The 26,641-nt window shown below is 30.4% G+C and carries 23 protein-coding genes and 1 other annotated feature; of the genes, 20 read left to right on the plus strand and 3 right to left on the minus strand.

Translation table 11 applies throughout. The annotated features are described in order from the left end of the window. On the minus strand, window positions 1-937 hold a 937-nt coding region (locus MR593_RS12815; RefSeq protein ID WP_290693683.1), incomplete at its 3' end, for a peptidoglycan-binding protein. Between the two features lie 102 nt (window positions 938-1,039). On the opposite strand from MR593_RS12815, the gene MR593_RS12820 reads away from it, so the two are divergent. The 6 genes from MR593_RS12820 (at window position 1,040) to MR593_RS12845 (ending at window position 7,500) form a co-directional block, all read left to right on the plus strand. Then, a complete protein-coding gene (locus MR593_RS12820) occupies window positions 1,040-1,792 on the plus strand; it encodes a PrsW family intramembrane metalloprotease (protein WP_290693685.1) in 753 nt (250 codons plus the stop codon). A gap of 106 nt (window positions 1,793-1,898) precedes the next feature. Continuing rightward, complete coding sequence (locus MR593_RS12825; RefSeq protein ID WP_290693687.1) at window positions 1,899-3,197, plus strand: RsmF rRNA methyltransferase first C-terminal domain-containing protein; 1,299 nt, start codon at window positions 1,899-1,901, stop codon at window positions 3,195-3,197. A gap of 34 nt (window positions 3,198-3,231) precedes the next feature. After that, window positions 3,232-3,795 (plus strand): signal peptidase I, encoded by a 564-nt coding sequence (gene lepB / locus MR593_RS12830; RefSeq protein ID WP_290693689.1) that lies wholly within the window; start codon window positions 3,232-3,234, stop codon window positions 3,793-3,795. 93 nt (window positions 3,796-3,888) lie between these two features. Then, the gene (locus MR593_RS12835) at window positions 3,889-5,553 is read left to right on the plus strand and encodes a nucleoside kinase (protein WP_290693690.1); all 1,665 of its coding nucleotides are present in this window, start codon (window positions 3,889-3,891) and stop codon (window positions 5,551-5,553) included. A 317-nt stretch (window positions 5,554-5,870) separates the two neighbouring features. Then, window positions 5,871-6,437, plus strand: a complete 567-nt coding sequence (locus MR593_RS12840; RefSeq protein ID WP_290693691.1) for an ArsR/SmtB family transcription factor — start codon at window positions 5,871-5,873, stop codon at window positions 6,435-6,437. Window positions 6,438-6,498: 61 nt separating this feature from the next. Further along, window positions 6,499-7,500, plus strand: coding sequence for an aldo/keto reductase (locus MR593_RS12845; protein ID WP_290693692.1), 1,002 nt, complete (start codon window positions 6,499-6,501; stop codon window positions 7,498-7,500). A 60-nt stretch (window positions 7,501-7,560) separates the two neighbouring features. On the opposite strand, the gene MR593_RS12850 is transcribed toward MR593_RS12845, so the two are convergent. Both MR593_RS12850 and MR593_RS12855 read right to left on the minus strand, forming a co-directional pair. Then, window positions 7,561-8,421 (minus strand): EamA family transporter, encoded by an 861-nt coding sequence (locus MR593_RS12850; protein ID WP_290693694.1) that lies wholly within the window; start codon window positions 8,419-8,421, stop codon window positions 7,561-7,563. A 31-nt stretch (window positions 8,422-8,452) separates the two neighbouring features. Then, entirely contained in the window at window positions 8,453-8,857 is a 405-nt protein-coding gene (locus tag MR593_RS12855; RefSeq protein ID WP_290693696.1) for a RusA family crossover junction endodeoxyribonuclease, read from the minus strand. 62 nt (window positions 8,858-8,919) lie between these two features. Here MR593_RS12855 and queG point away from each other — a divergent pair, with 62 nt between their 5' ends. From queG to thrS, 14 genes are all read left to right on the plus strand, one after another. Next, window positions 8,920-9,831, plus strand: a complete 912-nt coding sequence (gene queG, locus MR593_RS12860; protein WP_290693698.1) for a tRNA epoxyqueuosine(34) reductase QueG — start codon at window positions 8,920-8,922, stop codon at window positions 9,829-9,831. A 98-nt stretch (window positions 9,832-9,929) separates the two neighbouring features. Further along, window positions 9,930-12,149 (plus strand): Lon protease family protein, encoded by a 2,220-nt coding sequence (locus MR593_RS12865; protein WP_290693700.1) that lies wholly within the window; start codon window positions 9,930-9,932, stop codon window positions 12,147-12,149. Window positions 12,150-12,400: 251 nt separating this feature from the next. Beyond that, entirely contained in the window at window positions 12,401-13,030 is a 630-nt protein-coding gene (gene nth / locus MR593_RS12870; protein ID WP_290693702.1) for an endonuclease III, read from the plus strand. A gap of 49 nt (window positions 13,031-13,079) precedes the next feature. Continuing rightward, entirely contained in the window at window positions 13,080-14,393 is a 1,314-nt protein-coding gene (locus MR593_RS12875; RefSeq protein WP_290693704.1) for a VanW family protein, read from the plus strand. Window positions 14,394-14,527: 134 nt separating this feature from the next. Next, the gene (trmL, locus tag MR593_RS12880; RefSeq protein WP_290693706.1) at window positions 14,528-14,998 is read left to right on the plus strand and encodes a tRNA (uridine(34)/cytosine(34)/5-carboxymethylaminomethyluridine(34)-2'-O)-methyltransferase TrmL; all 471 of its coding nucleotides are present in this window, start codon (window positions 14,528-14,530) and stop codon (window positions 14,996-14,998) included. 28 nt (window positions 14,999-15,026) lie between these two features. Next, window positions 15,027-15,872, plus strand: coding sequence for a DegV family protein (locus tag MR593_RS12885; protein WP_290693708.1), 846 nt, complete (start codon window positions 15,027-15,029; stop codon window positions 15,870-15,872). A 313-nt stretch (window positions 15,873-16,185) separates the two neighbouring features. Further along, window positions 16,186-17,220 carry a BMP family lipoprotein gene (locus MR593_RS12890; RefSeq protein WP_290693710.1) on the plus strand — a complete coding sequence of 345 codons (1,035 nt, stop codon included), beginning with the start codon at window positions 16,186-16,188 and terminating at the stop codon, window positions 17,218-17,220. Between the two features lie 134 nt (window positions 17,221-17,354). Continuing rightward, a complete protein-coding gene (locus MR593_RS12895) occupies window positions 17,355-18,401 on the plus strand; it encodes a BMP family lipoprotein (protein WP_290693712.1) in 1,047 nt (348 codons plus the stop codon). Window positions 18,402-18,415: 14 nt separating this feature from the next. Then, window positions 18,416-19,987, plus strand: a complete 1,572-nt coding sequence (locus MR593_RS12900; RefSeq protein WP_290693716.1) for an ABC transporter ATP-binding protein — start codon at window positions 18,416-18,418, stop codon at window positions 19,985-19,987. Next, complete coding sequence (locus tag MR593_RS12905; protein ID WP_290693719.1) at window positions 19,977-21,068, plus strand: ABC transporter permease; 1,092 nt, start codon at window positions 19,977-19,979, stop codon at window positions 21,066-21,068. Before MR593_RS12900 ends, MR593_RS12905 begins: the two co-directional genes overlap by 11 nt. Further along, entirely contained in the window at window positions 21,068-22,003 is a 936-nt protein-coding gene (locus MR593_RS12910) for an ABC transporter permease (protein WP_290693721.1), read from the plus strand. The genes MR593_RS12905 and MR593_RS12910 overlap by 1 nt, the downstream gene beginning before the upstream one ends. A 104-nt stretch (window positions 22,004-22,107) precedes the next feature. After that, window positions 22,108-23,259 (plus strand): M20 family metallopeptidase, encoded by a 1,152-nt coding sequence (locus MR593_RS12915; protein ID WP_290693724.1) that lies wholly within the window; start codon window positions 22,108-22,110, stop codon window positions 23,257-23,259. A 110-nt stretch (window positions 23,260-23,369) separates the two neighbouring features. Beyond that, window positions 23,370-24,158, plus strand: a complete 789-nt coding sequence (locus tag MR593_RS12920; RefSeq protein ID WP_290693727.1) for a putative sporulation protein YtxC — start codon at window positions 23,370-23,372, stop codon at window positions 24,156-24,158. Between the two features lie 131 nt (window positions 24,159-24,289). Further along, window positions 24,290-24,516, plus strand: a binding site (T-box leader). An 80-nt stretch (window positions 24,517-24,596) separates the two neighbouring features. Then, the gene (thrS, locus tag MR593_RS12925) at window positions 24,597-26,516 is read left to right on the plus strand and encodes a threonine--tRNA ligase (RefSeq protein ID WP_290693730.1); all 1,920 of its coding nucleotides are present in this window, start codon (window positions 24,597-24,599) and stop codon (window positions 26,514-26,516) included. The last annotated feature ends 125 nt before the right edge of the window (window positions 26,517-26,641 follow it).

Consider the following 26,641-nt stretch of genomic DNA (forward strand, 5'->3'; position numbering starts at 1 on the left):
TTAAAATATCCTCGTAATTATATCCCTGATCACCCAGGTCCTTACTTCCCCATTGAGCCATCTGATCAGGACATTGTACTCTGACACCATCGCAATATTGCGCCAAAAGCGGCTGTCTAGAAGTAGGAGGTCTTCTTATAAAGGTATTAAATACTGAGTCTACAACAACAGATATTTCATCGAAAATATTTCTATTGTGTATATATTTGTGGTCGTAGTTAGTTGTAGATGTAATTGTAAAATTAAACCCTTTATTTCTATACCATTCAGTAAAAACTCTGTTTAGTGTAAATGAAATAATTGCGATAACATTTGCAAAAATAGTTTGTTCTGGCCATGTTGAGTATATTTCAGAAGAGGCTACATTTTTTATATAGGTCTTAAATGGAACCCAAAAATTTTCAGCAGATGTATCCTCAGGTAATCCATCGTGAACTACTATAAATTCAGGCACTACAGGATTATCTAAAACGACAAATCCAGTTGGTGCAGGAATTGGTTTTAGGCTGTCTTCTGGTATTTTAGGTGGATAATCCCCCCACAATGTATGAGGTCCTATATCGTAAATTATTTCGTTTTGTCTTTTATAAGAAAGTCTACTTCTCTCTCTTGGTCTCATCGGGATTGATTGTCTTGCATTTACAACAGGTAAGAGTTGAGTTCCGTCTATTATGATAGTTTCGTATCCGTCTTTTATCGCTTCTACGATGTAATCTTTATATGGTTTGACATCTGATGGCTGTAGGGAATAAGCTAGGTCTGGTGCTGAAAGAGGAAGATTATTTATTTGACCGGAATTATCGGTTTTTAAATTTTGATATACAGTAGAAGAGGCTGAACCGTCTTCATTTTGACCGTAGATATTTATAGTGACGTTTTCCATTGGTGCGTTAGTAGTAGAATCGATAACGTTTACTGTTAAATAACCGTCTTGCATTTAATCACCTTCTTTTTTAGATTGGCGATATATTGGATTTATATATCGCTTAATACTTGTTGATAACTCTATTATTTATTTTATGAATAGGGAGAGTTTTTTGTGAAAAGATATTTGATAGGAATTAATTTAAAGAAGGGAAATAATTTTATGCTGACTTTTTTATTGATTTTTTTGCCTGTGATTTGCTTTATACTGTGGATTTATTACAAGGATAAGTACAACAAGGAGAATATTCATGTACTTTTGAAGTATTTTATTTTGGGTATAATTATAAGTTTTTTTGCAATAGTTATAGAAAAGCTTTTAATAGGCGAAAATATATTTAGAGGTGAAACAAAGCTGATATATACTGCCTTTATAGTTGCAGGATGTACTGAGGAGATATTAAAGGGAGTTGTGCTGACTTTTTTTGCAAATAGAGAAAAGTCCTATGATGAGAAGCTTGATGGTATAATATATTCTATTTTTTTATCGCTGGGATTTGCTACTATAGAGAATATAATTTATGTAAATTATGAAAAGATATTTTCTGTATTTGAAATAGCTTTTGTTAGGGCGTGTATATCTATACCTGCACATATTATGTTTGCGATTACTATGGGATATTATTTATCGAAGTACAAGTTTGAAAAAAATAAAGTCGAGAGAAGACAGAATTTATTTTTAACTTTTTTGATTCCAATATTGCTTCACGGTATTTTTGATTTCATATTGATGATAGAATATAGATGGACTATTATGGTTTTTATACTGTATATAATAGTTTTGGCTAAAGTAAATTTAAATAAACTTAACAAATATATGTTATATTCAAAGAAGCGATTTTTTGATAGACTAAAACATAGAAAATAAAATTTACTGTTAAATATACTCGAAATAGTGTTAAAATTAAAAAAGCCATAAAGTACGAGAATATAAAATATTAGTGAGAATAAAATATATAGAAAGGAAAAATAATTTGATTAATTTACCAGAGAAATTTTTAGAAGATGTAAAGGTCGTATTGAAGGATGAATACGAAGAATTTATAAATAGCTATAATGAAAAGAGGACAACAGGACTTAGGCTAAATACGATGAAGATGTCTGAGGAAAAATTAATGGATTTAAATTTATTTGAACTAGAAAAAATTCCTTGGGCAGAGGGTGGATTTTACTACGATGAAGCTAGTTGTAGACCAGGTAAAAATCCGCTTCACGAAGCTGGTGCATATTATTTACAGGAGCCCTCAGCTATGAGTGTAGTACCTAAGCTCGATATACAAAAAGGGGACAAGGTACTAGACATGTGTGCAGCTCCAGGAGGAAAGTCTACATATATATTATCTCAACTAGACGATACTGGACTTTTAGTATCAAACGAGATAAATCCTATTAGAATAAAGGCTCTAGGAGAAAATTTAGAGAGGTTTGGAGCTAGAAACTGTATAATAACAAATACGGATTCAGTAAAGCTTAGAAAAGTTTTTACTGGATATTTTGATAAAATAGTAATAGATGCGCCGTGTTCAGGAGAAGGAATGTTTAGAAAGGATCCAGTTGCAATCGAGGACTGGAGCTACAGCAAGGTACTAGAATGTCAATCTATCCAAAAGGAAATAATAAGAGATGGATATAAGATGCTTAAAAAGGGCGGAATTCTAGTGTACTCAACTTGTACATTTTCAACAGAGGAAAATGAAGATGTAATAGATGAATTTATAGAAGAAACTGAAGGTGCAGTTTTGATAACAAAGGAGAGATTATGGCCTCATAAGATAAAAGGCGAAGGTCATTTTGTGGCTAAAATTCAAAAATTAGATGATGAGGACTGTAGAGTTAAGGACATGAAATTAAAAAAACTAAACAACGAGCTCAAAGAATATAAAAATTTTGAGAAAAAATACCTAGATGTAGATTTCGATAATAAATATATGCTCAGAGGAGAAAATCTATATTTACTCCCAGATGAGTGTCCGAACCTAGATAAAATAAAGGTATTGAGATATGGTCTTCATTTAGGAGTACTAAAGAAAAATCGATTTGAGCCTTCACATGCATTGTCACATTATTTAAAATTAGACCAAATAAAAAACATACAAAATTTTAACTTAGACGATAAAGAGGTATTTGACTATTTAAGAGGTAATGTAATAAATACGGCTCAGAGTCGTGGCTGGGTTGTTGTAGCTGTCGAAGGAATACCTTTAGGATGGGGCAAGGAGTCAAATGGAGTATTAAAAAATCACTATCCAAAAGGGTTAAGGATAAATTATTAAAAACCAATTAAACTAATAAAGAGGAGATGGTATTATGGGTAAAAAAGAAGTCAATCAACAAGAAAATAAAAGCTTAAAAAGCAGTATAATTGAATGGATAAAAGTTTTTGGACTTGCTATTATATTAGCATTTGTAATAACTTTATTTATAAAACCTACTTTAGTCAGAGGTGATTCTATGGTTCCAACACTTCACGAAAATGACTACTTAATAATAAATAGAATCGAATACAAAATAGGACAACCTGAAAATGGAGATGTTATAGTATTTAAATCTGATTTAGAACAAGAAGATGGCTCAAATAAGGACTTAGTTAAGAGAGTTATTGGAGTTGAAGGAGACGAGATTTTAATAACAGGAGGTCAAGTTTTTGTAAATGGAAACTTACTTGACGAGCCTTATCTAGATGCTGGAACATACACTGAAGGAGAAATTGATTTAGTAGTTCCAGAAGGGAAGCTATTTGTATTAGGTGATAATAGAGAAGTTAGCCTAGATAGTAGATATGACAAAGTTGGTTTAGTAGATGTGGGCGATGTAGAAGGAAAAGTTTTTGTAAGACTATATCCTTTTAATGACATAAGTCTCATAGATTAATTAGGTACATAAATAGCTAGATGTGAATAATAAATAATATAAGAAAATCTATATTATAAGTTTTTAGAATAAGGTTTTTTTACAAAGAGGGGTATGACGATGATTAATTTAAATATTGATGGACAGATAAAGAAATATGCTGTAGAAGATCAATCAGGGGGGATTAGATTGTCAGATATAGCTAAAGATTTTGAAACAGATCATTCAGGATATATTTCTTTGGCTGTAGTAAATAATGAATTAAAGGAATTAACTACTTATATTAATGAAGATAGTAGTATAAAATTTTTAGATACAAAAACTCCAGATGGGCTCAGAGTATATACTAGAACACTAAATCTTGTTTTTATTATGGCGTGTAAATGCTTGTTCAAGGACAGCAGGGTTGTAATAGAGCATTCATTATCTGAAGGTGTATATTGTGAAATACACCTAGATAGAGAGCTTACAGATGAGGATATATCAAATATAAAACAAAAAATGGATAAAATTATAGCCAAGGATTATCCTATAGAAAAGACATTATATACAAAAAAAGAAGCCATTAAGATATTTGAAGATATAGGATTATATGAAAAGGCTGAATTAATTAAGTACAAAGAAAAGGATACTGTAAAAATTTATAAATGTAATAATTATATAGATCATTTTTATGGATATATGATGCCTTCAACTGGATATGTAAAAACATATGATTTATTTAAATATCAAAAGGGTGTAATTTTAATGGCTGCTAGCGAGGATAACAAGCAAATCCCTAAAAAATTTGTACCTCAACCAAAGCTTGCTAATATATACAAGGAGGCAGAAAAATGGTCTGATTTAATGGGTGTAGATAAAGTATTGTCTCTAAATAAAATAATAGAAGAAAAAAAATACGGAGAAATAATAAGAATAGTTGAAGCCCTACACGAAAAAAAGATAGGACAAATTGCCGATATAATAAAACAAGAAAACAAAAGAATAATCTTAATAGCTGCACCGTCTTCATCAGGCAAGACAAGTTTTGCGACAAGATTATGTATTCATCTAAAGGTGAATAACTTAAATCCTATATCTATTTCATTGGATGATTATTTTATAGATAGACATAAGACACCGTTAGATGAATTCGGAAAACCTGATTATGAATCTATATATGCTATAGATTTAGAGAGATTTAATAGAGATTTGAACGATTTGCTAGAAGGTAAAGAGGTTCAGCTTCCTAAGTACAATTTTATAACAGGTAAAAGCGAAAAGGGAAAAATACTAAAAATAGAAAAAAATCAACCTATAATATTAGAGGGTATCCATGGATTGAATCCATTGCTTACATCTTCAATACCAAATAGTGAAAAATTTAAAATTTATTTAAGTGTACTAACACAATTAAATTTAGATGATCACAATAGAATTCCGACTACTGATTTGAGATTGATAAGAAGAATTGTCAGAGATAATCAGTTTAGAGGTCATACGGCAGAGATGACAATAATGGGTTGGTCTTCTGTAAGAAGGGGAGAAGAAAAAAACATATTCCCTTATCAAGAAGAAGCTGACTTGATGTTTAATACAGCGTGTGTATATGAGCTAGCAGTATTAAAAACGTATGTGAAGCCTCTATTAGAGAAAATAGATAAAAGTAGTGAGGCTTATATAGAAGCTAAAAGACTTTTAAAATTCTTACAGTATTTTGTTGAATTAGATGATTTATCTGATATACCTCCAACAGCGATAATTAGAGAGTTTGTAGGTGGTAGCAAAATAGTAGATTAGGCTGAAGTGTAAAATTTACATGATAAAATAAGGATTAATTTAGTTTCATAAATTAGTCCTTATTTTTATGAATTATTTTAATACAATAATATAAAAAAAATATTTTTTTTATATTATATTTATATTGAAATTTAATTATAAATAATGTAATATATGAGTATGCAAAATTTAGATTATTCAAAATATTTTAATTAAGTAAATATTAAATAATTTGTCGATAAAAGTATGTATTATGTTTTTTTTGACAATTATATATATTTAATATATAATTATTTTTATATTAAAGTAAGTAAGTGACTTTTTTGGGGGTAAGAAAAATGAAAGATTTGTTAGTATTGCGCGATTTAGAGTGTGTTAAAGCAATTGCACACCCAAGAAGAATAGATATATTGAATGCTTTTGATAAAGAGCCATTATCTGCAAAGCAATTATCAGAAATGTTAGATGAACCACATGCTAAGATAAATTATCATATCAAAACATTATACAATGTAGGTATATTAGAATTAGTAGAAGAAAAAATCAAATCAGGCATAGTTGAAAAATATTATTATCCAACAGCAAATAATGTTGTTATGAGTAGAAAAATAATCGATTATAGCTTAGATCCTGCAAGTGAAGAGGGGACTGTATCAATTTCAGACTTTGAAGATACAGTAGAAAATTTCTACGATGCCGTAGAACAAGGAACATTAAAATTAGATAGAGTTTTAGAATATAGAAATATAGAATTAACAGATGCAGAAGTAGTAGAATTACAAGAAGCTATGAAGGCAAAAGTTTCAGAAATTTTAGCAAATAGAAAAGAAAGTGATGAACCAAAGAAACGTGATTTAGTAATGGTAGCAATACCTACGGATCTTCATGATGATGTTACAGAATAAGTATCAACTATGTTGATACTTTTTTTAAATTATATATTATAAAAAATGGAGGATACTTATTATGAGAGAGTTTGGTAAAACAGGTATGCAAATAAAAAGAGTAGGTTTCGGTGGTATACCAATACAAAGAATAAGCCAAGAGGAAACAAATAAAGTAATTGACGAACTAGAAAAATGTGGAGTTAACTTCATAGATACTGCAAGGGGTTATACAGTAAGTGAAGAGTATTTAGGAAATGCTCTAAAAGGAAGAAGAGAAAAATTCTATATAGCTACTAAATCAATGTCTAGAGATTATGAATCAATGAAAAAGGATATAGAAATAAGCTTAAAAAATCTTCAAACTGACTATATAGATTTATACCAAATGCATAATGTAAAACCAGCAGAATACGATTCTATATTTGGAGAAGACAAAGCTTATAGAGCTCTAGTGGAAGCAAAAGAAGCTGGTAAAATAAAACACATAGGTATAACAAGTCATGGACTAGAAACAGTAGAAAAAGCAGTTGAAAGTGGAAAATTTGAAAGTATACAATTCCCTTACAATATAGTAGAAAACCAAGCAGATGAAATTTTCCAAAAGGCACATGCAAAAGGTGTTGGAACTATAACTATGAAACCATTAGCTGGTGGAGCAATCAACGATGGTACATTAGCGATGAAATATATACTATCAAAAGACTATATAGATGTTGCTATACCAGGTATGGATACACCAGAACAAGTTAGAGAAAATACTGCAGTAATAAATAATGCTACTTTAACAGAAGAAGATAATGCTAAAATAGCTAAAATCAAAGCTGAACTAGGAACTAACTTCTGTAGAAGATGTGAATACTGCCTACCATGTCCACAAGGTGTAATAATTCCTCAAAACTTCTTACTAGAAGGATACTACACTAGATATGGATTACAAGATTGGGCTGTTGAAAGATATAATGCTTTAGGTGATGGAAAAGCAAGTAACTGCGTTGAATGTGGTGAATGTGAAACTAGATGTCCATATGAATTACACATAAGAGATATGTTAAAAAATGTAGTTAAAGTATTAGAAAAATAAAGCTTAATATATAAAATAAAAAGGAAATCACGGAATTACTCTTGTGATTTCCTTTTTATTTTATACTAATAATAGTAATGTACCTATTACAATTAAGATTAAACCGATAGCTGATTTTTTATTTAATTTTTCTTTTAAAATAATGTATGAAAATCCTATTGTGACTAATATACTCAATTTATCGATTGGAACTACTACACTAGCAGGACCTTCTTGGAGAGCCTTATAATAACAAAGCCAAGAGCCTCCAGTCGCAAATCCAGATAAAATCAGATATATCCAGCTTTTTGTATCGATAGAATGTATTTGAGATTGTTTTTTTGTTGCAAATACTATTACCCACGCCATTATTAGAACGACAACAGTTCTTATAGATGTACCTAAGTTTGATTCGATTCCTTCGATACCTACTTTGCCGAGAATTGATGTAAGACTCGCAAATACTGCCGATAAAATAGCGTAGAAAAGCCAGCTATTTTTTTCATTTTTATTTTCTTCAATGTCCTTTTTTTCAATCATCATATATGTACCAATGCCTATCAATGCAATACATATAGCTTTGATTGCTGTGAGTTTTTCGCCTAAAAATATTGTGGCTAAAATCATAGTCAATACAGTACTCGACTTATCTATAGGTGTGACCTTGTTTACATTTCCTAATTGTAGCGCCTTGAAGTAGCAAAGCCATGATCCACCTGTAGCCAAACCAGATAATATTAAAAAAGACATTGTCTTTGTACTTATATCGGTTATCTGATTTTGAGAGCCTACAATAAATACCATCAAGCAGGAAAAAGCCAAGACGACAGTTGTTCTAATTGCTGTAGCTAGATTAGAATCTGTATTTTTTATTCCTATTTTTGATAATATTGCCGTTAACCCTGCAAATATCGAAGAAGCAAATGCATATAAAATCCACATATTATCATCTCCTATAAGTATCTAAGTATATTTATTTTTCTGTTATTTCATATGATACATCGTATTTAGATACAGGATATAGATAGATTTCAACGCGGGGATTTTCTTTATCTATATAGTCAAATAGCAAAACAGGTCTAAGCTGTTTGTCGTTTTTTATCATTCCGCTTTTTTCGATTCCATCACAGATGCTCTTAGGGTAGTTGTGTAAATCGCCTCTTCGTCTATCTGGGAAGTATAATTTTAAAACAGTAATTAGATCCTCTTCTATCTGTTCACCTTGATATTGTTGATTTATATATCCTGCAATCATATTTTCATAAGCTAAATATTTAGAATGCTTTCCTTTTGCTGGCATCCAGGCTTGACCATGAATATTATGAAGTTTAAAATTAGACTTACTAATAGGTCGACCTGGGATTGTTATTTTTATCAAATTATCACTCCCTTACCTTTAGTTATTATAAGTCGAAATTGCAATTTATGAAAGGATATTTTATGAATAAAGACAGATTGAAAAAAATTTGCGAGAGTAAAAATATAGATATTATGGGAATTGCGCCTGTTGGACCTTATTTTGATTTGGAAAAGATTTTAGAAGATAGAAAGCAAAAAGGTCATCTAACAGGAATGGAAGAGGAGGATATTCAAAAGAGAATAAATCCTAAATTGATAATGGAGGAAGCTAAATCGATAATCGTTTGTGCGTTTCCATATTATATTGGTGAATGTGAAGATGCCAATATATCTAAATACTGTTATGGAGAGGATTATCATATTGTCACAAAGAAGATTTTGACAGAGATATGTATGGAGATTCAAAAGGAGGTCGAGAATTTCGAATATGAAATTTTTGCAGATAATGGACCTCTAGTAGATAGATATTTAGCGTATTTAAGTGGAATAGGTTATTTTGGAGTAAATAATAATATAATCACGGATAAGTATGGTTCTTATATTTTTATAGCGTATATTGTAAATAATTATAATTTCGCAGCTGATGGGCCTATTGATAAAACTTGTATAAAATGTAATAAATGCGTCAAAAGTTGTCCAGGAAATGCGATTTTAGGTGATTTTGAGATGAATCCGAGAAAATGTCTTTCGTATATAACTCAGAAAAAAGAAGAATTATCGGAGGATGAAATAAGATTGCTACGACAAAATGGAAAAATTTTTGGCTGTGATATATGCCAAGATATTTGTCCACATAATAAAGATATAGAAATTACAAAAATAGAAGAATTTAACCAAAATATAATTACAAAGCTAGATAAAAATGAAATCGATGAAATTTCAAATAAAGAATTTAAAAGAAGATATAAAAACAAGGCATTTAGCTGGAGAGGTAGAAAAATTATCAAGAGAAATATGGATATAATTTTAGACAAAAATAAAATTAACCTTTAAAAAATTTGCTAAATAAAATAAATATTCATAATTAATAATGAGACTGAAACATATAATTAAATAAGTTGAAAATATTATTGTGTTGAGGTGAGAGGACTATGAAAAAATTTAGTAATACTTCTGAAGTAGAACCTAATGATGGTATTATCGGTCAAGAGAGGGCAGTAAGAGCGATGACATTAGGTTTAAAAATGAACAATCCAGCTTATAATATATATGTTTCAGGAAATTGTGGAAGTGGAAGAATTACTTACACGGTAAAGGCAATAAAATCACAGCAGATAGATGAAAATAGAATTAAAGATTGGTGCTATGTATATAATTTTAAAAATCCTAGATGTCCTATTGCGGTAGATTTTCCTGCTGGAAAAGGAAAGGAATTTAAAGATGATATGAGGCATTTAATCGATGATTTAACAGATAAAATCAGTGATGCATTTGAAAATGAGGAATATGAATTGACAAAAAATAGGCTACTTCAGACTTATGAAATTGAAAAAGAAAAGCTATTGAAAAGTGTAAAGCAATATGGAAAGGAAAGGGGATTTAAGCTAAAGAGCAGTAGTTCTAGCTTTATATTTGTTCCTATAGATGATAAATACGAGGAGGAAACTTCAGCAGAGGAATTTTATAAGACAAAAACAGAATTGGAAGAGATGGTAATACAGGTTTTGTACAAATTAAAGGAATTAGAAGAACGAATAAAGCAGGCTGTAGTCGATACAGAGAGCCAAATCGGAAGGATGGTAGTATTACCTTATTTAAAGGAATTCAAGGATAAATATATTGACAACGAAAAGGTAGTGGAATATCTAAATGATTTACAAGATGATATTTTAGAGTATATATATCTATTTTATTTAGATGAGGAGGATTTAAAGGAAAAATACGATAAAAATCATTTTTCAAAATATGAGGTTAATTTATTTGTAAGTAAAGAAAATTTTTCTCCTATAATTATAGAAAATAATCCAAAACCGAGCAACTTATTTGGAAAAGCAGAATATGAATATCAAAATGGAAATCTAAAAACAGATTTTAATAAAATAATACCGGGCTCAATTCACAAAGCAAATGGAGGATATTTGATTTTATATGCAGATCAGATTTTAAGATATTCAAATTCATGGGAAATATTAAAGCAAACTATGAAAAGCGGCCAAATAGAAATAGAAGGTCAAGGATTTATAACTCCAACTCCAATTCCGCTAGATTTAAAAATTATTCTTATAGGCAGTCATTATTTATACAATCTTATCTACTATTATGACCCTGAATTTATGAAGTATTTTAAGGTATTTGTCGACTTTGATGATGAAATGGATAAAACAGAAGAAAATGAAGATGCACTAAGTGGATTTATTTCATATCAATGTAGGAAAAATAATTATAAGCATCTCACTTATGAGGCTGTCAAAAAGGTAATAGATCAAAGTATGAAAATGGTTGAGGACAAAAATAAATTATCTACAAATTTTAATAAAATAATGGAAATAATAAATGAAGGAAATTTATATGCATGCATGGATAATTCAGAGTATATAGAGGAAAATCATATAGAAAAGGCTATATATGAAAAAAAACGCAGAATAAATAAAATAGAAGAAAAAATAGATGAATCCTATAATAGAGAGAATACATTAATAGAGATAAAAGGAAAGCAAGTTGGCGTAATAAATGGATTATCTGTGCTGAGTACAGGTGAGCATTCATTTGGAAAACCATCTAGAATAACAGTCACAACAGCTTGTGGAAGTAGAGGTATTGTAAATATTGAAAGAGAAGTTAAAATGAGTGGTTCTATTCATAATAAAGGGGTATTAATATTAGAAGGATATTTAGCAGAAAATTTTGCACAGGAATTTCCGTTATCTTTAAATGCATATATTTGTTTTGAACAAAATTACGGTGGTGTCGATGGAGATAGTGCATCATCTGCCGAATTATATGCTTTGTTATCCTCCTTGAGCGATGTTGGAATCAAACAAAATATTGCAGTTACGGGCTCTATCAATCAAAAGGGCCAGGTTCAGGTTGTAGGAGGAATAACTAAAAAGGTAGAAGGCTTTTATTATTGCTGCAAGAACAAAGGCCTTACAGGTGATCAGGGAGTGATTATTCCTGCTAATAATGAGGATAATTTAGTACTATGTGATGAAGTAGAAGAAGCTATAAGAAACAAAAAATTTTATATTTATAAAGTAAATAAAGTAGAAGAAGCTATGGAAATATTAACAGATGAAAAATTTGATACTATAAAAAAATTATCTATGGAGAAATTAACAAAATATAGCAAGTTTAAGAGTAAAGAGATATAATTTTATAATATAAATATTATTTAAATTGAAAGATTAAAAAATCAATTTTGGGAATATTACTACGCTCAAAATTGATTTTTTTTGACGAGAGAGGAAAAATATAAATAAAATATTTTGTAATATATTGAGTGATTTTATAGATAATAAATTTATAGATGAAATTAAAAAAGGTTGAGTTTAGAATTTTAAATGTATTGTAGTTTTAAATTTAAGCCTATAAAATAGAATTGAATAAGCAAGGGGGACAAAAGATGAAAGATGTAAATAAAATATTAGATAAATTAGAAGAAACATATCCAGATGCTCAATGTGAGCTAAAATACGAAACTCCATTTGAGCTTTTAGTAGCAACTATATTGTCTGCGCAATGTACAGATGTTAGAGTTAACAAGGTAACTAAGGAATTATTTGCAAAGTACAATACACCAGAGCAATTTGCAAATTTAACAGAAGAACAAATAAGTGAAGAAATAAGAAGCTGTGGGCTTTACAAGAGTAAATCAAAAAAAATAAGAGAAACATCTAGAATGATATGCGAGAACTTCGGTGGAGAAGTACCTCAAACTTTAAAGGAATTGACTACACTGCCTGGAGTTGGTAGAAAAACTGCTGATGTAGTTTTAAGCAATGCCTTCAACCACGATGCTATAGCAGTTGATACACACGTATTTAGAGTTACAAATAGAATAGGAATCGTAAACACTAAGACTCCAGAAAAAACAGAGTTTGCATTGATGGAAGCTATTCCTAAAAATAGATGGTCTCATTCGCATCATCTATTTATATTCCACGGGAGAAGAATGTGCAAGGCTAGAAAGCCAGAATGTGATATATGTCCGATAAAAGAGGATTGCGATTATTATAATAATGAAATAAAGTAGGAATTTATTTGAGGATACTATTATTTACTATAAAGGAAGGATGACGGCGTTGAAGAGACTTGGACTTTTAGTAATATTAGTAATTGTTTTTATAATAGCAAAAGCAAATGTAGTAAATGCTTTTAATTTTAATGAAAAAATTTATAAAAATGTGTACGTTCAAAATATAGATTTATCAGGTTTAACTAGAAAAGAAGCAAAAGAAAAATTAAATTCTTATATAGAAGAAAATAGATGTTTTGTATTAATTTATAAAAATCAAGAGATAATAATAGACAAAGGTACATTTGATGTAGATTATAAAGTAGATAATTTAATTGATCAGGCATACAAAGTAGGCAGAAATGAAGATATAATTTCAAATATAAAAACAAGAATAAACTTGAGTAAAGGCAATAAACAAATAATTCGATTTAATTTTAGTTATAATACTTCTAAAATAGATAAATTAATAGAGGACCTCAATTTAAAAATTTATATATCTCCAGTAGATGCAACTGCTAAAATTTCTAATGGAGATATAGTTTTGACTCACGAAAGTTATGGACAATCTATAGACAAGGACAAATTAAAGGAGATTATAATTTATAAAATAAAAAATTTAGATTGTGGAAAGGTTGAAATTCCAATAAAAACTCTAGCTCCAAAATATACCTATGCTCAATTAAAAAAAATAAACACCTTATTAGGAGTTTATGAAACATATTTTAACCCTAATAACACAAATAGAGTTGATAATATAAATGTAGCTGCGAATTCAACCAGTAATGTAATTATAGATACAGATGAGAAATTCTCTTTCAATAATACATTAGAAAACAATGGAGCTAGAAGCAAGCTAAAAAACGCTCCAATTATTTTGAACGGAAAACCAAATACAGGACTAGGTGGTGGAATATGTCAAGTTTCCACTACTATTTATAATGCGGCATTATATGCAGGAATGGATATAATTGATGTGACAAATCATTCGATACCAAGTGTATATGCTAATAAGGGAAGAGATGCGACTGTATCATATGGATATATAGATTTTATATTTGAAAATAAAAATAAAACTCCAATAATAATATACAATCAGGTTTTTGAAGGAAGGATTGTATCGAGCATATATGGAAATAAAGAAGATAAAAAAAATATAGAAATTAAAACGGAAATAGCAAAGGTAATTAAAAATAAAAAAGTATATAAGCAGGATTCTAGTCTACAAAAAGGAACAGAAATAGTTGAACAAGAGGGAAAATTAGGATATACTGTAAATACTTTTCGTTTATATAAATTGGAGGGAGAAGTTTTAAAAAAGGAATTAATAAATACAAGCTATTATCCGCCTCGTGACGAAATAATAAGAAGGAATAAATAATAAAAACACTAACTATATAAATCAATGAAATTTTTAAATAATAGCTTTTTTTGATATAATAAAGTTTAGGTTTATAATTTTATAAAAATTTTTATGCAAAGAACTAATAAGTATAATAGTATAAGGAGGAAAAAATGTCATTAAATGTTGTATTAGTAGAACCTGAAATACCTCAAAATACTGGAAATATAATAAGAACTTGTGCAAATACAGGTACAACTTTACATTTGATAAGACCTTTAGGATTTTCATTAAAGGATAAATATTTAAAAAGATGTGGACTTGATTATTGGGATATTTCAGAAATTAGATATTACGATAGCTTTGAGGAATTGCAAGAAAAATACCCAGATGCAAAATACTATTTTGCGACAACAAAAGCGACTAAGGCTCACTCAGATGTAGAATATGAAGACGGATGCTTTTTGGTATTTGGAAAAGAAACAAAGGGATTACCAAATGATTTAATAGAAAAAAATATTGAAAATTGTATTAGAATACCTATGTTGAATTTGGAAAAGGCGAGATGTTTAAATTTATCAAATTCTGTTGCTATAGTAGTATATGAAGCTATGAGACAAATTGGATATCCAGGAATGAGATAACAATTTTATAATAAAGGAGTTTTTAACTATGAGCAAGATAAAAATAATTTGTGACAGTATGTCAGATTTAACTAAAGAACAAATAGAAAAGTACGATATAGAGGTTTTACCTTTAACTGTAATATTAGAAGATAAAGAATATAAAGATGGAATAGATTTTGAGTTAGATGAATTTTATAAAATATTAAAAGATAAAAAAGTATATCCAAAGACATCACAAGTAACATATGGACAATTTAAAACTGTATTTGACAAATATATAGCTGAAGGAAAAACAATTTTCTACATAGCAGCATCAGCAAATGCTACAGGAAGCTATCAAAGTGCAGTTATGGCTAAAAATGATACAGAAGGAGATATACATTTATACGATGCAAGTAATTTAACTTTTGGAGCAGGGATATTTGTATTAAGAGCTGCTGAGCTAGCTGAACAAGGTAAGACTGTTGAAGAAATAATACCAGAGCTTGATTTAATAAAAGAAAAATACTGTCTAGTGTTCTCTATAGATTCTTTAAATCACCTTCAAAAAGGAGGAAGAATATCTTCTACAAAGGCTGTTTTAGGTAATATATTAAATGTAAAGCCTATATGTGAGGTAAAGGATGGTTTAGTTAGTCAACTAGGTCAAGTTCGAGGGAAGAAGAATGTTATAAGTAAATTAATTGAAACTACAGATGAATTAACTAATGGTCAAATCGACAACAAAGTTATGTATGTCGGTTATATGGATAATATAAAAGAAAGAGATGCATTAATAGAGGCTTTAAAACAAAAATACAATCCTGAAAAAATAGGATCATTTAGAATAGGATCTTGTATAGGTTCGCATTCAGGACCTGGAGTTTTAGGAATATTAAGTTTTAAAAAATAATATATAAATACATAGGATTATTTAAATAAGCTGTAAAGTAAATATTTATTTTGCAGCTTATTTTTTTATGGCAAAATACGAATAAAAATTTAAAAGATAAAAAATAAGTATTGATTTTTTAAATAGAAAATAGGATAATGTAAATACATAAAAATTCGTGCTATTTCGACATATAAAACAAGTATATTAATTTAAATATATAATTATATTTAAAATAGTGTAGCTTAAATAAGATTAATTTGACTTATAAATAATATATAGAAATTTGCACAAAATAAAAACAGTAAATAATAGACAACTACAGGAGGAAAATATGCAATTTAAGAAATTATTTATGACAGGACTTTCAATAGTTATGATGGGTTCATTACTAGTTGGATGTGGCGGTAATAATGCGTCGAAAGAAGAGAATGTATATAAAATAGGTATGATATCCGATACAGGAGGGGTACATGACGAATCTTTCAACCAATCTACTTGGGAAGGTCTACAAAAGGCTGAAGAAAAATACGGCAAAGATAAAGTACAAGTAAAATATGTAGAATCTACTCAAGAAGCTGATTATATACCAAATATAGAGACATTTGTAGAAGAAGATTTAGATTTAATAATTGGGGTAGGATATAAAATGGCTGATGCAGTAGAGACAGCAGCTAAAAACTACCCTGATACAGAATTTGCAATAATAGATCACTCATATGAAAAACAACCAGAAAATGTTACATCATTAATGTATGAAGATAACACAGCATCTTATTTAGCAGGATTAATAGCAGGTAAAATGACTAAGACAAATAAAGTAGCATTCATAGGTGGTATAGAGAGTCCGGTATTAGCTAAGTTTGAATATGGATATAAAGCAGGTATTAAGGCTGCAAACCCAAATTGTGAAATTATAGCTAGATATGCCAATACTTTCAGCGATTCAGCATTAGGAAAATCTATAGCAAACCAAATGCATAAGGATGGAGTAGACATTATATTCACAGCAGCAGGAGCAGTAGGTACAGGAGCAATAGAAGCAGCTAAGGAAAACAACAAAATGGCTATAGGTGTCGATGTAGATCAAAGCCCTCTAGCACCAGACAACATAATCACATCAACTATGAAAAACATAGATGTATCAATTATCGATTTAGTCGGACAAATGATTGACGGAACTTACAAAGGCGGCGAGGTTGTAGTAAATACACTTGCTAGTGGTGGAGTTGGATTATCTGATACAACAAGCAAAAATGTACCAAAAGACATTATGGATTATGTTGAAGCAGAAGCTCAAAAAATAAAAGATGGAGAAATTAAAGTTCCATCAAATGAAAAAGAATACCAAGAAATAGTTGGAAAATAATTTTTGAATAAATAGCTATTGAGTAGAGATACTTGATAGTTATTTATTTAAAATCAAAATATCAATCTAGTTATAAATAATATACAAAAATTTGCACAAAATAACAATATAATAGACAGCTTTAGGAGGATAATATGCAATTAAAGAAAATACTTGCAATGGGACTTATAGTTACGATGATAAGTTCGTTATCAGTTGGATGTACTAATAAAGGAAATACAGATAATGTATCTGAAGATGGGAAAATATATAAAATAGGGATGATCACTGATACAGGTGGTGTTAATGATGAATCCTTTAATCAATCTACTTGGGAGGGATTACAAAAGGCCGAAGAAAAATACGGTAAGGACAAGGTTCAAGTAAAATACTTAGAATCTAATCAGGATGCAGACTATGCTCCAAACATAGAGACTTTTGTAGAAGAGGATTTAGACTTGATAATTGGTGTTGGTTATAAAACTGCCGATGCTATAGAAACAGCAGCAGAAAATTATCCTGAAAAGCAATTTGCGATAATAGACCACGCATATGAAAAACAACCAGAAAATGTGACTTCATTAGTATATGAAGACAATACAGCATCATATTTAGCAGGCTTAATAGCAGGTAAAATGACTAAAACAAACAAGGTTGCATATATTTCTGGAATGGACAGTGTAGTGTTAAATAGATTTAGATATGGATACAAAGCAGGAGTTAAGACTGCTAACCCAGATTGTGAAGTAATAGATAGATGTGCAAACAGCTTCAATGATTCTGCATTAGGAAAATCTATAGCAAATCAAATGCATAAAGACGGTGTAGATGTTATATTCACAGCAGCAGGAGCAGTAGGTACAGGAGCGATAGAAGCAGCTAAGGAAAACGACAAAATGGCTATAGGTGTTGATACAGACCAAAATGATTTAGCTCCAGATAATGTAATAACATCAGCAGTAAAAAACATAGATGTATCAGTTATCAATTTAATAGGTCAATTAATAGATGGAACTTATAAAGGCGGTCAGGTTGTAGTAAATACACTTGCTAGTGGCGGTGTAGGTATAGCAGATAGTACTGACAAAAACGTTCCAAAGGATATACTTGACTATGTTGAAAAGGAAGCTCAAAAGATTAAAGATGGTGAAATAACTGTTCCAGAAAATGCCGAAGAATATAAACAAATATTTGGAGAATAGCAAGGAGGTATATCATGGAAAATAGTTATATAGATTACAGTCATAAAAGTATACAAATGAAAAATATAACTAAAAAGTTTGGCGATTTTGTAGCAAATGACAATATAAATTTGACTGTACATAAAGGTGAGATTCATGCTCTTTTAGGAGAAAATGGGGCAGGAAAATCAACTTTAATGAATATTTTATACGGGCTATATACTCCGACTTCAGGTGAAATCTATATTAATGGAGAGCTGACAAATATAGAAAATCCTACAGTTGCTATCGAAAAGGGAATCGGTATGGTTCATCAGCATTTCATGCTGATTGGAACTTTTACAGTTGCTCAAAACATAATTTTAGGAAGTGAAACTACTAAATTTATGGGAGCTTTAGATATGAAAAAGGCCATCAAAGATGTAGAAGAATTATCTAAAAAATACGGTCTATCAGTAGATCCTATGGCTAAAATAGACGATATATCAGTTGGAATGCAGCAGAGAGTAGAGATATTAAAGGCTCTATATAGAGGTGCGGATATGCTTATACTAGACGAACCGACAGCTGTTTTAACACCACAAGAGATAGAAGATTTAATAAAAATAATCAGAAATTTAACTAAAGAAGGAAAATCAGTAATTATAATCACACATAAATTAAAGGAAATAAAAGCGATAGCAGATCATTGCACGATTATAAGACGTGGAAAATATATCGATACTGTAAAAGTTGACGAGGTAACAGAGGATGATTTAGCGACTATGATGGTCGGTAGAGAGGTTAATTTCAAAGTCGACAAGAAACCATCTGAGCCAACAGATACAGTACTAAAAATAGAAAACTTAGTAGTAAAGGACAATAGAAAAATAAACGCTGTAGACAATCTATCATTAGAAGTAAAAGCAGGAGAAATACTTGGAATAGCTGGTATAGATGGAAATGGGCAGAGCGAGCTAGTTGAGGCGTTGACAGGACTTAGAAAGTCTCACAGCGGAAGTATAAAGATAAACGGCAAAGAAGTCAAAAACAACACGCCAAAGCAAATATTTAAAAAGGGTATAAAAAATATACCTGAGGATAGACATAAAAGAGGTCTAGTACTAGACTTTACAGTAGCAGAAAATACGATTTTACAAAATTATAAAGAAGATAGATTTTCTAAAAATTTCATAATAAATCAAGAAGCTATGAATGAACATGCTAAGTCTATAATTTCTAGATTTGACGTTAGACCTACAGATTATACACAGAGAACAAGAGCGCTTTCTGGTGGAAATCAACAAAAGATAATAATCGGTAGAGAAGTAAACAACATAGAAATGTCTAGACAAGAAAATCACGAGCCACAGCTTTTAATAGCGACTCAACCTACGAGAGGGCTAGATGTTGGGGCTATAGAGTTTGTTCATAAATCATTGGTAGAGCAAAGAGATGCAGGAAATGCAGTTTTATTAGTTTCTCTAGAACTAGACGAAGTAATGAATGTATCTGATAGAATCGCAGTAATGTACGAAGGCAAAATAGTTGGTATTGTAAATGCCGATGAAACAGACGAAAATACTCTAGGACTTATGATGGCAGGAGGTGCTTACAGTGGAAAATAGACTATTTAAAAGCAAAAAAATAATAAATGATACCTTTATATTTTCAATAGCATCTGTTGTTTTAGGTCTTTTAGTCGGAGCTATAGCGTTGATTCTTTCTGGACACAATCCTATTACAGTTTACAGTGCGTTAATAGAAGGTATAATAGGAAAACCTAAGTATATAGCATGGACTATAATCAGAGGTACACCGCTAATACTTACGGGTTTATCTATTGCATTTGCATACAAAACAGGACTTTTTAATATAGGTGCTGAAGGACAGTTTATAATAGGAGCGTTAGTTGCAGTATTAGTTGGTGCTGGAGTAGATTTACCAGCATTTATACACATACCTCTTACTTTGATATCAGCTGCTTTAGCAGGTGCTTTATGGGGAGGTATATCAGGCTGGCTGAAGGCTAGATTTGGAATAAATGAAGTTATATCAAATATTATGCTGAACTGGATAGCATTTTATTTTAGTAATTTTGTACTGATGACTACATGGTTGAAGGTACCTAACAGTGAGACATCAGTTCCAATAAAGGACAGTGCTAAAATAAGCATAGATTGGATGAAGAGCTTAGTTGGTCCAGCTACTAGTGTAAACTGGGGTATTGTAATATCTATAGTGCTAGTTCTTATAATTGCATTTATATTGAAAAAAACAACCCTAGGATTTGAGCTTAGAGCAGTTGGATTTAACAAGTTTGGAGCTGAGTATGCAGGTATAAATATAAGAAGCTCTATGGTAAAATCTATGGCAATAGCTGGCTTATTAGCTGCAATAGCTGGAGCAATACAGGTTATGGGCGTAACTAATGTCATAACAGTACTTCCAGCACAAGAGGGATATGGATTCGATGGTATAGCTGTTGCACTTATCGCTAACAACAATCCTATTGGAGTTATTTTCTCAGGGCTATTATTCGGTGCATTTAAATACGGTGGAACGAAGATGCAATCAGTTGGAGCTCCATCTGAAGTAGTCAATATAATTATCGGATCTATAGTCTACTTTATAGCATTGACTAGTGTTATTAGAATTTTGTATTTAAAAATGAGACAAAAAAGAACAAGTAAAGGGGGTAGTAAATAATGAATGATTTAGCAATAATCCTTAGTACAACATTGATGTATTCTACTCCTCTTATATTTACAGCGCTTGGTGGAATATTCTCGGAGAATTCAGGTATAGTAAATATAGGACTTGAAGGTATGATGACAATTGGAGCATTTGCTGGAGCGACAGCAGGTGTTTTAACTGGTAATCCATGGATAGCATTTTTAATAGGAGGAATAGCAGGAGGTTTATTTGCGTTGATACATGCGATTGCAACTGTAAGCTTTAATGCAGATCACACTATATCGGGTGTTGCGATAAATCTTTTGGCTCCAGGTGTTGCGTTATTTACATCTAAAATATTATTCAATGGTTCAGTTACAACTCCGACTATACCTATGGAAAATAAAATACCAAGACCTTTTAATGGAGTTTTTGAATATGGAAGTATATTAGATACTATATTTAATACTTACGCAACTACTTATATAGCATTGGCTATGATATTTGTAGTTTGGTTTGTATTGTATAAGACTAAGTTTGGTCTTAGAATAAGAGCAGTTGGTGAGCATCCAGGTGCAGCTGATACTTTGGGTATAAATGTATCGAAGGTAAGATATATAAGTGTAATACTTTCGGGAATACTTGCCGGCTTAGGTGGGGCGTCTATGAGCTTGGCGATAGTTTCAACATTTAGACCGTCTTTAATATCTGGACAAGGATATATAGCTTTAGCTGCTGTTATATTTGGTAAATGGAGACCACAGTGGGCTGGAGCAGCTTGTATATTATTCGGATTTTCGACAGGACTTACAGTTTATTTAGGAAATCCAACATTAGGAATAAATATAAACGAAAATCTATTATCTATGTTGCCCTATGTAGTTACATTAATAATGTTAGTTTTATTTGTTAAAACATCGAAGGCACCAGCGGCTTTAGGTAATCCATATAAAAAAGGTGAACGATAAAATAAAAGTACCATGTTTGAAAAGAGCATGGTACTTTTTCTTTATTCTAGCTTTTCGGAGTGATACAATTTATATTAGAAATAATTGTATACGGAGGAATAGAAATGGAAAAAATAGTTTTTGATACAGTAGAAAAGCTTTCACCTGAATTTGAACAAGTTAGTAAATTTATATTTGATCATCCTGAATTAGGAGACAAAGAATATATATCATCAAAATATTTAGTTGATAAAATTGCAGAACATGGATTTGAGGTTCAATATCCTTATTGTGATATAGAGACAGCTTTTAGAGCTGATTTAAAATGTGGTGATGGACCTAAAATAGCATTTCTTGCAGAGTACGATGCTCTTCCAGGGTATGGAGAAAACCACGACCAAAATGGTCACGCATGTGGGCACAACTGGATTGCAGCGTTGACTTATGGCGCTTGCGTATCTCTTAGCAAATTAAAGGATTTATTTAAAGGAACTATAGTATTTATGGGTACACCTGCTGAAGAGACAGTAGGGGCTAAGTGTGATATGGTAGATAGAGGTGCATTTGACGATATAGATGCAGTTTTCCAAATGCATTTAGGAGGAGTAAATAACTTAGATCCAATAGCGTTGGCTATGGATTCTATAGAATTCTCTTTCGAAGGGGTTGCAGCACATGCAGCAGCTTTCCCTCATATGGGAGTAAATGCTCTTGATGCAGTACAGCTTACATATGCAGGTATAAATGCACTTAGACAACACATAACTCCAGATGCTAGAATACATGGAATTATAACTAATGGAGGTCAAGCTCCTAACATAATTCCACACAAGGCACAATGCAGAATAACTATAAGAGCCCAAAAGAGAGAATATCTAGATACATTAACTCAAAAAGTTATAAACTGTGCAAAAGGTGCATCACTTATGACTGGAGCTAAGTTATCTTACACAAATTTTGAAAATTCATTTGATGATTTAGTAAACAATCAAAACTTAAGAAAAATAGTTGAGAAAAACCTAATAAAATCAGGAATTACTGAATTTACAAAGCCAGAAGGAAGCTCTGGTTCAAGTGATATAGGAAATGTTTCTCATGTTTGCCCAACTTACTATTGCGAAATAGAAGCTACTGAAGGCAAACCAATATTTGTACATGAAGAAGGATTTTTAAAGGTTGCAGATAGTGAAGTTGCACACGATAGACTTCAAAAATCAATAAAAGCCTTAGTACTTAGTGCAATAGAAGTATCTCAAAATCCAGATGTATTAAAATAACATAACATAATTTTCCATATAAAAAATGAATTAAATAATAAAAAATAGACATAATACTATATAGATATATTTCAACTTATCCTTTGATTTGACAGAAAGGGACGATAATATTGACAAATAAGATGATACATATAAATTACTCACCACAGCATGATGATTTAGTGAATTTATTTATGAAGGATAATAGAGAGAAGTATATTATATGTAACGAACAATTAAGAGATTTAGTAGTAAATATAGATATGGAAAATAAAGAAGAGACAATAAATAAAATCATAGAGCTAATTTTGATTATATTAAAAAACAAAAATTTAAAAGAATACATATGGAGCAATTACAGAAATTTAAATGATGAGGAAAAGGACAAAGTATATCTAGAGGCTAAATATTTACTAGACAAGAAAGAACCATTTATAATAAATACAATTTACAATAAATTAGTTGAAATTATAGATACAGGAGAATCGCTCAATATAGATGGATTTTTTAGATTTCGAATGAGGGATTTTATGGTGTATATATCTATAATTAGCGATATAGCGCTCGAAGAATATTTAATAAAAAGGGATAAAAATCAATTTATAAATACGTTAAAATATTTTATAGAATCGCAAGATAGTAAAATTGATTTATTGATAATACATATAATGGAAGATGGTAATTTTAAATTTTACGATCAAAATAGAATCGAGATAAAAGATAATAATACTGAAAAAATGATAAGTATGATTATCAAAGAGGATTTAAATTACGAAGATTTTTTAATAAGCACTTTGATAAACTTATGTCCTAAGAAAATCGAGATAATAGACGATTTAAGAGATGAGATTTCTGAGGAAATTATAGAAAATATAAAAATAATATTTGAAAATAATGTTAAAGTTACTTTTAAACAGTAGTTATGTTAAAGAAAACTTTTTCACAAAAAATAAAAATTTATGATTTTATATAAAATTTTGTTGATATTTAAGGTTGAATGATTTTTGAGTATCTGTTATAATCTTAATCATAATAGTTAAAGTAATTAAAATATTTTGCGATGAAGAGGACAAGTAAATTTGAATTTTATTTTATCAGAGAGTAAGGTCATTGGCTGTAAGCCTTATAAAATAATCAAATTGAAAAACTACCTTAGAGCAGAACTTATTAGCACAAAGTGTGAAAGTGTTCGGTTGACTACCTTATAGTCGTCAAGAGGGTTTATTTTATAAAGTAAATCAACTTGGGTGGAACCACGAAATAATACTCGTCCCAACTTTTAGGGACGAGTTTTTTTATTTTAGATTAACTATAAATTTAAAATTTATTTTGGGATATAAAATTATAGGAGGCAAAAAATGATTAAAGTTACATTAAAAGACGGTTCTGTTAAAGAATTTGAAGGCAAAGTATCAGTATTAGATATCGCTAAATCTATAAGTGAAGGTTTAGCTAGAGCAGTTGTTGCAGCTTCAGTTAATGGTGAAACTGTAGGACTTGACTATGAAGTAAGTGAAGACTGTGAATTAAATTTATTCAAATTTGAAGATCAAGAAGGTAAGGATGTATTTAGACATACATCAGCTCATATATTAGCTCAAGCTCTAAAGAGATTATATCCAGATGTTAAGCTTGCTATAGGACCAAGTATAGAAAATGGATTCTATTATGATATAGATTTAGAACATAGAATAACAGAAGATGATTTAGCTAAAATAGAAGATGAAATGAAAAAAATAGCTAAAGAAGATTTAAAAATAGAAAGATTTGAACTTCCAAAGGAAGAAGCTTTAAAATGGGCTAAAGACAATGGAGAAATATACAAAGTTGAATTAATAGAAGAATTACCAGAAGGTGAAGTAATATCATTCTACAAACAAGGTGATTTCACTGATTTATGTAGAGGACCACATCTTCCATCAACTAAGAAAGTTAAAGCAGTAAAATTATTAAACGTTGCAGGTGCTTATTGGCGTGGCGATGAAAAGAACAAGATGCTTCAAAGAATCTACGGTACTTCTTTCGAAAAAAATAAAGATTTAGAAGAATACCTACATTTAATGGAAGAAGCTAAGAAGAGAGACCATAGAAAATTAGGTAAAGAATTAGAATTATTCATGGTACCAGAAGAAGGACCAGGATTCCCATTATTCATGCCAAAAGGTATGGCACTTAAAAATGCATTATTAGATTTCTGGAGACAAGTTCATAGAGAAGCTGGATATGTTGAAATAGAAACTCCAATAATCTTAAACAGAAAATTATGGGAAACTTCAGGACACTGGTATCACTACAAAGAAAATATGTACACTGTACAAATAGATGACCAAGACTATGCTATAAAACCAATGAACTGCCCAGGTGGATTAATTTACTATAATTCTAAACCACACTCTTATAGAGATTTCCCAATGAGAGTTGCTGAGCTTGGTAGAGTTCATAGACATGAATTATCAGGTGCTTTACATGGTCTTATGAGAGTTAGAGCATTCACTCAAGATGATGCACATATATTCATGCTACCAGAACAAATAAAAGATGAAATAATCGGTGTTGTTCAACTTATAGACCGTGTTTATAAAGTATTTGGATTCGAATATACTATAGAATTATCTACTAGACCAGAAGATTCTATGGGTACTGATGAAGAATGGGAAGTAGCAGAAAATGGTTTAAGAGATGCATTAGAATATCTAGAATTACCTTATGAAATAAACGAAGGTGATGGAGCATTCTACGGACCAAAAATAGACTTCCACTTAAGAGACTGCTTAGGAAGAACATGGCAATGTGGTACTATCCAATTAGACATGCAATTACCTCAAAGATTTGATGCTACTTATATAGGTCAAGATGGTGAAAAACATAGACCAGTTATGATACACAGAGTTTTATTAGGTAGTATAGAAAGATTCATAGGTGTATTAACTGAACATTATGCTGGTAAATTCCCAGTTTGGATAGCTCCAGTTCAAGTTAAAATACTTCCTATATCTGATAAATTCAACGATTATGCTCAAGAAGTTAAAGATGCATTATTTGCTAAGGGCTTAAGAGTTGAAATAGACGACAGAGCAGAAAAAATAGGATTCAAGATAAGAGAAGCTCAATTAGAAAAAGTTCCTTATATGCTAGTTGTAGGTGAAAAAGAAGTTGAAGCAAAAGCTGTTTCTGTTAGATCTAGAGATAAAGGCGAAATGGGTAGCTTACCATTAGATGAATTCATAGCTATGGTATGCAAAGAAGTTGAAGACAAAGTGAATGTAATTCAAAAATAATATTGATTTATAGTTGATTTAATTTATAGATTAGATTTTACGTTGTAAAGGATATAATAAAATCACTGAAACCATAAAGGGAGGATTTCAAGATAGATTAAAATCTATTTTGGGATCCTCCCTTG

The sequence above is a fragment of the Intestinibacter sp. genome (assembly GCF_022780145.1).
In the GTDB taxonomy this organism is placed as follows: Bacteria; Bacillota; Clostridia; order Peptostreptococcales; family Peptostreptococcaceae; genus Intestinibacter.

What these genes read in the sequence shown, in the direction of transcription:
- lepB (WP_290693689.1), top strand. Translation starts at nt 3,232, where the DNA reads ATGGGTAAAAAAGAAGTCAATCAACAAGAAAATAAAAGCTTAAAAAGC.
- MR593_RS12835 (WP_290693690.1), top strand. Translation starts at nt 3,889, where the DNA reads ATGACGATGATTAATTTAAATATTGATGGACAGATAAAGAAATATGCT.
- MR593_RS12840 (WP_290693691.1), top strand. Translation starts at nt 5,871, where the DNA reads ATGAAAGATTTGTTAGTATTGCGCGATTTAGAGTGTGTTAAAGCAATT.
- MR593_RS12845 (WP_290693692.1), top strand. Translation starts at nt 6,499, where the DNA reads ATGAGAGAGTTTGGTAAAACAGGTATGCAAATAAAAAGAGTAGGTTTC.
- MR593_RS12850 (WP_290693694.1), bottom strand. Translation starts at nt 8,421, where the DNA reads ATGTGGATTTTATATGCATTTGCTTCTTCGATATTTGCAGGGTTAACG.
- queG (WP_290693698.1), top strand. Translation starts at nt 8,920, where the DNA reads ATGAATAAAGACAGATTGAAAAAAATTTGCGAGAGTAAAAATATAGAT.
- MR593_RS12865 (WP_290693700.1), top strand. Translation starts at nt 9,930, where the DNA reads ATGAAAAAATTTAGTAATACTTCTGAAGTAGAACCTAATGATGGTATT.
- nth (WP_290693702.1), top strand. Translation starts at nt 12,401, where the DNA reads ATGAAAGATGTAAATAAAATATTAGATAAATTAGAAGAAACATATCCA.
- trmL (WP_290693706.1), top strand. Translation starts at nt 14,528, where the DNA reads ATGTCATTAAATGTTGTATTAGTAGAACCTGAAATACCTCAAAATACT.
- MR593_RS12885 (WP_290693708.1), top strand. Translation starts at nt 15,027, where the DNA reads ATGAGCAAGATAAAAATAATTTGTGACAGTATGTCAGATTTAACTAAA.
- MR593_RS12890 (WP_290693710.1), top strand. Translation starts at nt 16,186, where the DNA reads ATGCAATTTAAGAAATTATTTATGACAGGACTTTCAATAGTTATGATG.
- MR593_RS12895 (WP_290693712.1), top strand. Translation starts at nt 17,355, where the DNA reads ATGCAATTAAAGAAAATACTTGCAATGGGACTTATAGTTACGATGATA.
- MR593_RS12900 (WP_290693716.1), top strand. Translation starts at nt 18,416, where the DNA reads ATGGAAAATAGTTATATAGATTACAGTCATAAAAGTATACAAATGAAA.
- MR593_RS12910 (WP_290693721.1), top strand. Translation starts at nt 21,068, where the DNA reads ATGAATGATTTAGCAATAATCCTTAGTACAACATTGATGTATTCTACT.
- MR593_RS12915 (WP_290693724.1), top strand. Translation starts at nt 22,108, where the DNA reads ATGGAAAAAATAGTTTTTGATACAGTAGAAAAGCTTTCACCTGAATTT.
- thrS (WP_290693730.1), top strand. Translation starts at nt 24,597, where the DNA reads ATGATTAAAGTTACATTAAAAGACGGTTCTGTTAAAGAATTTGAAGGC.